Origin of the sequence: Psychrobacter immobilis (assembly GCF_904846235.1) — a bacterium.
In the GTDB taxonomy this organism is placed as follows: Bacteria; Pseudomonadota; Gammaproteobacteria; order Pseudomonadales; family Moraxellaceae; genus Psychrobacter; species Psychrobacter immobilis_C.
The window spans coordinates 1-9,679 of the sequence record NZ_CAJGZN010000034.1; the positions used below are offsets into that span (position 1 = coordinate 1).

General features: G+C 36.2%; 6 protein-coding genes and 1 pseudogene. All 7 read left to right on the forward strand.

The window, feature by feature from the left end; genetic code table 11:
* Positions 1–114: pseudogene (locus JMX07_RS13095) on the forward strand (IS5/IS1182 family transposase); the annotation flags it as partial.
* A 114-nt stretch (positions 115–228) separates the two neighbouring features.
* Positions 229–1,218, forward strand: a complete 990-nt coding sequence (locus tag JMX07_RS13100) for a hypothetical protein (protein WP_201608387.1) — start codon at positions 229–231, stop codon at positions 1,216–1,218.
* Between the two features lie 280 nt (positions 1,219–1,498).
* Complete coding sequence (locus tag JMX07_RS13105; RefSeq protein ID WP_201608388.1) at positions 1,499–5,389, forward strand: ATP-binding protein; 3,891 nt, start codon at positions 1,499–1,501, stop codon at positions 5,387–5,389.
* On the forward strand, positions 5,389–6,009 hold the full coding sequence (locus JMX07_RS13110) for a condensin complex protein MksE (protein WP_201608389.1): 621 nt from the start codon (positions 5,389–5,391) through the stop codon (positions 6,007–6,009). The genes JMX07_RS13105 and JMX07_RS13110 overlap by 1 nt, the downstream gene beginning before the upstream one ends.
* Positions 6,006–7,313, forward strand: a complete 1,308-nt coding sequence (locus tag JMX07_RS13115; RefSeq protein WP_201608390.1) for a hypothetical protein — start codon at positions 6,006–6,008, stop codon at positions 7,311–7,313. Before JMX07_RS13110 ends, JMX07_RS13115 begins: the two co-directional genes overlap by 4 nt.
* Positions 7,304–8,215 (forward strand): DUF2399 domain-containing protein, encoded by a 912-nt coding sequence (locus JMX07_RS13120; RefSeq protein WP_201608392.1) that lies wholly within the window; start codon positions 7,304–7,306, stop codon positions 8,213–8,215. Before JMX07_RS13115 ends, JMX07_RS13120 begins: the two co-directional genes overlap by 10 nt.
* A 106-nt stretch (positions 8,216–8,321) precedes the next feature.
* Positions 8,322–9,020: a hypothetical protein gene (locus tag JMX07_RS13125; protein WP_201608394.1), complete on the forward strand. Its 699-nt coding sequence runs from the start codon at positions 8,322–8,324 to the stop codon at positions 9,018–9,020.
* The last annotated feature ends 659 nt before the right edge of the window (positions 9,021–9,679 follow it).

The following is a 9,679-nucleotide window of genomic DNA, read 5'->3' on the forward strand; positions in this document are numbered from 1 at the left end:
TTTGCAAGGCTTAAGCATTTTCGTAGTATCGCTACTCGCTATGAGAAGTTAGCGCGTAATTTTAAGTCAATGCTTTATCTGGCGTGTACTATCGTTCATTGTAAGATGAATTGAAGACACGCCCTAGACTGCCAATGCATAGAATGTGGTAAAACTAAGGTTTGCTATACTCGTTCACAGCTGACTCAATTAAAACCTGATAGTTGGCGTTGTGACGGTTGTTGGAAAGTGCTTCAAGAAATAATAGAACAAGAGCATCTAGAGTATCGGCTTGAACAAAAGCGTTTAGAAGAAGAACGAAGACAATCGGCCCTCCAGTATATTAATGGTTACAGAGGTACTCAATTAACTGAGGTCCTGCCAATAACTGAGCTTAATGAAGTAGATAAGCTTTTACTTGCTGCAGCTATGGAAAGCCTAGGAGCAGAAAACCTAAAAACTACGATCTCTCTGCGCGATAATATATCACTATTTTTATCACCGTTCTTTGGATTAGATGAGAAAACACTTCACCATCTTTTCAAGCTAAATCTACTTTTATTGGCTCCTGAAGAGAGCTATGAATATATTAGCGTTAATAAAGAGCAAGAATTAGAGATTGATTATTATCAGGCAACTTTTGAGTTTGCTTATGACACTAATGACATGACTAAGATAATGGTAGATGCTAAATCCAAAAAGAATATCAGTGCTTTAGTCAGCAAGACTCAGTTTGAAATATGGTGTCAGCAAATACAGCTAGGAGAGTGTCTAAGCTATCTGATTACTAGGGCAAAACTAAACAACTTGGCACCGCCTATTGGTGACAAGCTCGTAAGCTTACTTAGAGCTTGTTTAGCTGAATGTTCTGTATCTGTTATGCACTATATAATCTATAAAGCGGTTGAAAGTGCTGCTGCCTTCGTGCAAAAACCGAATATTACTAGAAAGCATGCATCAAACTCTATTTCAGGTAATATCGAACGGGTTTTCAGTAAGATATCTAGTGGTAGTTGGTATCCTAACAAGTCTTATCGTGACGCTAGTCACCCCCAGTCTGCTATGGCAAAGGTATTTTTTGATTACGTGTTTGGAATAGATGATTGTGGTTTTCATTACACTCTCGATGAGCTGTTTAACCCTTACAAACCGCAGCAGGCTATTGAACAAGTGGGTTATGCCACTCTAGGAAGCGCTCAAAGTACTAACTACTCAATCACAATCAATGATTTGAAGTAGTGTAAAACACAAAGAACCAAATCTAGTATGAGGAACTCATACTAAAGCCAAATACACTTAGTATTTGGCTTTTTTAATAACTCTAATAATAAATTAGAAAGTAAGGCGACAACAGTTGTCGTATATTGTTGAGTTATTAATAAGAGCTGATGCCTAAAGCACTTAATAATACGATAGTATTGATATGATTATGGACACTCATAATAAAAGTGAAATGAAGTAGACTGAAATAACTTAAGAATTTAAAACTTGGTTTTATATATCATAGAAAGGATTAAAGATGCTGAAAACGGATGAAGCCTTAAGCATAGCAAACGAAGACAATACGAAACCAGTTATAAAAGATATCAATAAGCTTCTACGTGTCGCATTAATCAACAGTTACCCTAAAGGTCAAAGCCACCTTATTGAAGTTGGTGATAACACAATCATTACGGGGCGCAATAGCGCAGGCAAAACCACCCTGATGGGAGCAGTCATTCCTTTTTTTGGCACTAGATTGAGTGAGGTTTCTAAAAAGAATGAAGCGGTTAAAAGCTTTATTGACTTTTATATTCCTTATGATGACAGTTATTTGGTATATGAATATATAAGACAGGGCGAAAAAAAATGTGTGATCCTCAGACGAAGCAGTGAGGGGCAACAAATTTTTAACTTTATTAATACTGGATACAATGAAACTTGGTTCGTCACAAAAGATGCCGCCAATCAGCGAAGATTTAGACAATTTGAAGAAGTTAAAAGTATAATCGAATCTCAAGGTTTTAACGTCTCAAATAATATCAAACAACTGGCTTACGAGGCTATCATATCCAATTGTCCGAATAGACGCTTAAAAGCCTCTATTCGCTCATCTAAAGCTCTACAGACCATCAATTCGCTTCGTCCTGATTACTCACTGGCTGTCGGTAGAGGTAGCTTCTACGGATTTTCCTTAATCGCTAGCAATATTCTAAAAAGTAAAATTGAGTTTGATCAAATATGTGAGTTTTTGGTTGAAGCAATGAAGACAGAGAATAAAGTTCAGAATAATGAGATTTCTATAGACTCTCAAGGTGTTGATACCAATAAGTGGCTTTCAGATCGCAGCTCATGGAATGAGGTTGAACAACTTAGAAGTAAATTTGACGAACTAGGCCAGTATGTTGAGCAGAATGCTTCTAATCAAAACGCCCTATCGATAACAATTAAGACGTTCAAAGGCTTAGTCAAAGCCTTTAATACGAAGATTATAGAAAATAAAACCATTGAAGATGATCTAAAATTAAAAATTGAAGCTATAGAGCAAGCAATTACCAAGACTGAAATTGCTTGGGATAAAGAGAAAGGCCAATTACAGAATGAAATAGATGATCTGAGCTCTAAGATAGTGAAGCTTGAAAGAGCGAAACGAGATTTTGAAGAGGGTGTACCTGGTCATCATCAATCATTGGCCATATTACAGAATATGATTAGAGGGATCTCGTCACTTGAAGAACAAGTAAAGCATGAAAAGGAGAGACTCAAGGCTCTACGCAAAGACGAGAAGGATGCCGCTAAAATCATCGAAAACATTAAAGAGCAACTTGCTAAAGATTTGAAGCAAATAGAGTCTAAAAAAGGTGGACTAGCTTCTCAACAAGAGTTAATGCTACAGCAGATTAAAACGGGTTACTACGAGTCTCTTTCAAACCTAGGTGATGATAAGTCTACTAAGCTTAACCTTATTAAAAAAGAATATGAGATCAAGTCTAGTGCCATTAAGGAAAAACATACCCAGCTTATTATCGATAAAAATAATCTGGAATCAGAATTAAAGAATATTAGATGTAGTATCGAGCTTACCAATGAAATAGAGAGCCTGAAGCTAAATTTAGACAATGCTAGAACTCAACTTAATCAGGATATAAAAAATCAAAGAGCAGCTGAAAAATATCTAGATAAGACCAGTAATGAGTATGAAAAACTACAAAAAGAGCATGAACGCTTATTAAGTGATATTGATGATAAGACCTCGAACATTGATGACCTATATGCTTTGCTCGAAGATGACACATTGCTCAGTTTCTTATTGAGAAATGAATCCGATGAATTGCTTTCGCCTTTGATCAATCAGATACGAAAAACTATCGATCCATCCCTATTCAACCGCTCCGACCTATCACCTCAATGGCTTGCACCTAAAGAATCAGACGACGAAGCTCTGTATGGTCTTTATCTCGACACATCAAAAATAGACACTACTAACAATCTTAAAAAGCCACTTACCCTTGAAAGTATTACTGAGCAAAGGCTTGTGTTAGAGGATGAGGTATTAGAACGCAGGAACAATATCTCATCACTCGAAAAAACCATTCATCAGGCCAAGCTTACTAAGAAAAAAGCCAATGAAGGTATCTATAAGGCAAATACCAATGTGGTTAACACTGAAAAAGATATCGAAAATAAACAAACGACGCAAAAACAACTAGAAATAAGAGCTGAAAACGAAATTGAAGAAGCTAAGAGTAATGTCGAGAACCAATTAAACGAAATTAAAAATAAAATTAATGACAAAGTATCAGAATCCAAGGCTACTGACGCCAAGATGAATGACGCTGAGCAGAAGATAGAAAAAAATCACAAGTTGGCTATTGAACGACTGAAAGAAGATAAGAAAAAAAGAGAACAGGTGGTAAATGAACAATATGTTAAAGAAATTGAAGGCTTGAAACTTGAAGCTGATCAGGCTCAAGAACGTCACGACAGAGCTATTGATGAAAATGGCTACGATGATAACGTTATAGCTCAGACTATAGCTAAAGTACAGCAGCTATCCACAAAATTAGATGTTGCTGAGAAAGCTAAAATCCGCGTTAAGCACTATCATGAGTTTATTGATGAAGAATATCGAAATTTACCTATGCTGTTCGGAAAACGCAATGGTCTATCAATTGAGCTAATGGATAAACAAGCGGCTTTTGATAAAGCTCTGATATCTAAGCAGGAAGATGCCAAATCCCTTGCTGAGAAAGCGAAGATCATTAACAATCGAATTGAGAGCGCAAAAACCGATCTGACAAGTATCAAAGAAAGCTTAAGTAATGCCAGTAATGTCTTTGATCAAGCTTTGATTGCAGACCATACCTTAGAGCCTGAATATATGGGACATTCTTTGCAAGACTTGCATAATGCAAGCTTGGCAGTCTTGAACGATGCCAAATCTTTGGTTCGCGATACCAAAAAGAATATGGAAAAAGGTATTTATGCACTAAAGACCATAAGAAAACCCTTTACCACCAATGGGTCTATGTTTGAGAGCTTAATGTCTGACAGTATCCTACTCAGCATACCTGATCAGGAAAACTGGTACATACAAGCTAGAAAGTTTAGCGACTACCTAAACAACGAGCATGAAATTAAAAAAGATACACTCATTGGCCAGTATCGAGTCACAGCTCACCAAGTTAGAGAGTTTAAATCAAAGCTAGATGATGCTCATAATAGCTTGAGTAATTTTTCGAAGCGTATTAATACCAAATGCAAAGAGGTTTGTGAAAAACTAGAAGCTTTAGCCATTGAGGAGCTTCATATAGCTATAAGTTCGGGAATCAAAGAAAACAAATGGTATTCCACCTTGGCTGACTTCACTGATGCACATCAAAGATGGGCTAATGAGGACATTCATGATACAACGCGTATGCCTAATCAGGAACTGCTGTCCAAATTACAACTCGTGCAAGACTATATTGGTCAAAACCAGATGAATATCAAACTGTCAGAGCAGTTTAGTTTCAGTCTAAGAATCAAACAGGTCGGCGGTGAAATCAAGGAAACCAAAAGAGCAAAGGTATTTAAAGATATGGGGTCAAACGGTACCATGCGTATTGCTCAGCTCATCATTTATATCTCTTTGCTCTCAGTTATATCAACCACATCGAGCGATGAGGTCGAGCTGAAATTCTTTATTGATGAAATTGGCGTGTTAGATCCGCAAAATACTCGTGAGTTATTAAACTTGCTACAAAAACTTGGTATATCAGCAATGTGCGCCGCTCCTGAGAATCCAGATGACGAGGTTGTCCCCTTATTCGCTAATAATATTGCCTGCCATCACAATAAAACCAGAAATATGTACTCAATCTCTCAAACGGATGATATGTATATGTTGACTCAGGATTCAGAGCTTGAGGAATTTGGAGTGTTTTCCTAATGAAAGAGCATGAAATACTAAGATTGTTAATGAACAATAAATTTATATGCTCTGTGAGTTATCCAGAGGCATATAGGCATCTAAGAGATAACAAAGTAGCCTATGATCGTATGGTGTCTCAGCTACAACCATTTGGGGTCAATCTAGTCACCCTCAGTGATGGAGAGGTTTATGCTGGTTTAAATAATATACCTAGTGACTCTGACAGAAGAGCAGTGGTTAAACAGTTTAATGAAATTTATCATGACATAGCGCCTATAGTAGAAATGATTGCTTGCCTATCAACAGCCGATGAAGGCAATGTATTAACTGTTGGTGAAAATCTAAGCCAAACAGAGTTGGTTTTAAAAGCAAATAATAACAAGCATTTTGCAAGTATGCTAAACGAGGTTTCTGAGATCACAGGCGCTTCTAAAAAACCCAATGACGAAAAGGTAGCTGCTCTTTTAGAAAGACTCCAGAAGCACGAGATACTGAAGTTGGTCGAGCCCAATAAAAAGATTTATCGAACAACAGGAAAAATCGGCTATATATATGATGTATTTGATTATATTGCTGAAAACATATTAGATGAGCCCACTGAAGAGATCTTTGCTGAGCAGCAAGGGCTTAAGTTATGAGTAAAGTCAGCCTCAGGTTATCGGAAGAAACAATCAGAACACTTGGTAGAGCTGTAACTGATAAAGCTGATTTGATTTATCAAGCCTACTCTCCTAATGGCTGCTATGAGTTGGTCAACGATAAACATAAACAGTATCAGATACTACAAGACAGTGGTGTTATCAGTATCAATCCTAATAACATTACCTTAGGCTCAAACTTTACAGCAATCTTAAAGAATCTAGATAGAAAGTCTCGTAATGCAAATATTGCTCCTGATATTGAACTGTCTAAACATCAGATCAGTAATGAGGTTGCCCTAGCGCAAATACAGTCAGATTCGTTTGAAGATGAAAGTGAAGAAATGCTGCATTTGGCTAATATACGAGATATCTGCATCTCCATCGCTGAATATCTTGGGCGTGAGATGGCTGATATTGAGTATGTCATCAACTCTGATCTAAACAATACATCAAACGTTAAGGTAAAGAGACAGATTCTTGAGGGTTTAAATAAAAAGATCAAACTTCAACTCGAAAAAATAGAAATATTAAGTCGCGATGAACTCCGCAAACTACACGGCGAGTATACGCCAGCGGCAGCTATACTTAATGAGTATTTGGCGGACTCTATTTCTAGATTCAATATTGAAATGGGCGTTCACTTACAAAAAATACTGATATTAATTGATAAGTTAAAAAAAGAGCAAGATAAGAAAGGCAGGAGGCTTTGGCTATTACGCAAGGCTTTAAGAAACAATCAACTTGTTCCTGAAAAGATAGATATTGAGTATAACGATATTGTGGATAAAGGCTTAGCTTTTGGTGGTATGACTTTGGCTGGTACTTTGCACAATATTGAAACTTTAGATGACAGCGAATTTCTTTTCTCTGTGGTAAGTAAAATTAGCGCTAGAAAGCCCAAACGCAAGAGTGATAATTTATACAAGGGTGAGTATGAGGAGTTTGACCGAGAACATAAGAAACCACTACCCTCCCCTGAAAAATTGCTTGTTATGCAGTATATGGCAGATAATTGCGACATGCCTTTTACTAAGGCCTTATCTGTCAGGGAGTATTGGGATTTGGCAGGTTTGAAGCGCAAGATACGTTACAAAGCCTTTTTAGCCTTGTTCTTAAAAGTAGCAAAGAGTGATTTTATCAACGACAAGATCATTAAATCTAAAGATCAATTTAACTATAAAGTTTATTTAAAATCACTAAACCTTTCTGATACTTGTGACACACGCTATGTCATCGATGCTAAATATATAAAGTTTAATAGAAACGAAGAGTCGCCATCAAAGGACCAGATATGGAAGTAGACCTAGAAAAATCCTTGAATAAAGCGGGTAAACTTGATTACTTGAAGGAGAAGATGATACTGGGGGTGAAATTCGCTACCTATCGAAGCCCTGATAATATACTTGTATTATTGGTATCTTTTGACCCCAGTATTGGCTACACAGAAAATGGAAAAGTGATCATTAATATGGGTGGCTGGGGCCGTATTAGAGAGATCGTAAAAGCTCAAACAGGGATAGACCTACTCAGACACAATTTAAATGAGCTAAAAAGTAAAGACCGTGTAGATAACACAGCCATCACAACTAACGATAAATTATTAAGTAAAGCACCTACCAAAGGCTTTCTTGAGTGTCGTCTACTAGGTAGTGAAGAACATATTATTAATGTATCAAACAACTACACGCATAAGCAAACTCAAGAGAATGCCTATTTAGGTGTGGAAATTAACGACCTCATTAATTGGAATATCGATAACATTATAATCATAGAGAATTTTAACGCATTTTGTAGATTTAATGAGCAGCATGCCAAGCTAGTAAAAGGGTTGACTGGCGCAGTAACTGTGCTTGCCTATCGAGGTCATAACAATAAAAATATAACTTCTATATTGAAAGCTTTAGCTCAAAAAGACTGTAAACGCTATATCTTCGCTGACTATGACTTGGCTGGTCTGAAAATAGCTGAATCGATGTCAAAAACCCTCAAAGCTCACGGATATATACTACCTAACAAACCTTGGATGCAGACTGAAAAATATATCGAGATGAGCGTTAAAGAGAATCGTAAGAAACAGTCGTCTATTCAAACAAGTTTACCCAGCTTGACACCCTACTTTGAGCATATTCGTGATAAATATTTAGCTGTACCTCAAGAGACGCTTATGGCAAGAAAAATTCCATTGAAGATTATCGACATTTAAGCTAATTCATATGAATATGTAGAAATGATTTTCTACTGAGGTCTAAGTTAGTCCTAGTATAATTCTTAATTTTTCCATTCAACTAATAATATATAAGGTAGAGATAATGCTAGAAGTTGATTTTTTTGAGCAAAGTGGTGTTTACTTCCGAATAATTGGTAACTACTTCCTACTAGGCGATGGGTCAAGTGGTCATATTAGATATCTAAAAGAATCAGTAGAAGAGCTTTGCGAAGTAGTTCATCTTAAAACTGAAATAGATTGGGTGCCTATAGATAAATACTTAGAAGATAACAAAGAAAGTTACGGAGAGTTTGAAAACTGGAACAAAATAGCATCTGAGCTACCTGAGGACGTCTGGAGTGCTGTGCATTGGGCATTAGTATTAATTGAACAGCGAAAAGGGACGGTTGAGTTGTCTAAATCCTCAAAAGCTGAAGTTCGGCGAATGGTAGCTCATGCGGGTTATCGATTAAGTTATCTCGCTAATGATAAAGATGATAGTGTGCGTAGAGAAGTTGCTGAACAAGGGTATAACTTATCAGGCTTTATAAAAGACAGCTCTTGTTATGTGAGAGAAGCTGTTGCTGAACAGGGTCATGGTTTAGATGTATTATATAAAGACAAAATAACTGCTGTTAGAGTAGCTGTAGCAAGGCAAGGTTATAGGCCAGATGTAATGATCGATGACAAGTCGCCTTATGTTAGAGCGGAAGTAGCTAAGCAGGGATATAGAATTGATAAGTTATCGAATGATAATAGTAAAATTGTTCAACGAGCGATTAAAGAATATGAGATGAATTAAGATAGAACCCATATAGACATAGGTGATATAAAACCCCAGAAAGTGCTTAAAACATTAGTTATTCAGCTAAGATAAATGATTTGAATATAGTATATATTAGTACTTTCTCAGTATGATACTTTATTACTCCAAAATGCAACTTAAAGTTCTGATTACTATCATCCAGTATGATACTTTATTATTTTTAGTGTTAATTTATAAGTAGCAAAATCAATACTTTACGAAAATATCAGTATGATACTTTATTACTCGCTGACACTCCGAAAAGATAAGTATTTATCCCTGCTATTGTAAACTCAGTAGCAGGGGTTTTTTATAATTTTAAAACGACCTACTAGCAGTTTAGAAAAAAGTAGTAATAATTGCCTGAGCAAAAATTGAATAAAGATACTTATATCCAGCTCCAAATAATCCGCATATTTTAAAAACTGGTGAAAAGTAGAATTACGATACAAAAAAATAGTGACACTCTATCTATTTATTAGAGTATCACTATTTTTGTGCTTATTTGGTGGCTACATTTAGTTGCCTGTATAGTCAGTCCAAAATATAAAAGGTACAATACTTTTAAACCAAGCAAAGTAAAATATAAAAGATGACCTACTCAGCAGATTTTCGAGCACAAGTTATCAAAAACATTGAGCAAAAAGACATGAGCA

Excerpts from the sequence above, each read along its gene's own strand:
- JMX07_RS13115 (WP_201608390.1), top strand. The coding sequence starts at position 6,006 with ATGAGTAAAGTCAGCCTCAGGTTATCGGAAGAAACAATCAGAACACTT.
- JMX07_RS13120 (WP_201608392.1), top strand. The coding sequence starts at position 7,304 with ATGGAAGTAGACCTAGAAAAATCCTTGAATAAAGCGGGTAAACTTGAT.
- JMX07_RS13105 (WP_201608388.1), top strand. The coding sequence starts at position 1,499 with ATGCTGAAAACGGATGAAGCCTTAAGCATAGCAAACGAAGACAATACG.
- JMX07_RS13125 (WP_201608394.1), top strand. The coding sequence starts at position 8,322 with ATGCTAGAAGTTGATTTTTTTGAGCAAAGTGGTGTTTACTTCCGAATA.
- JMX07_RS13110 (WP_201608389.1), top strand. The coding sequence starts at position 5,389 with ATGAAAGAGCATGAAATACTAAGATTGTTAATGAACAATAAATTTATA.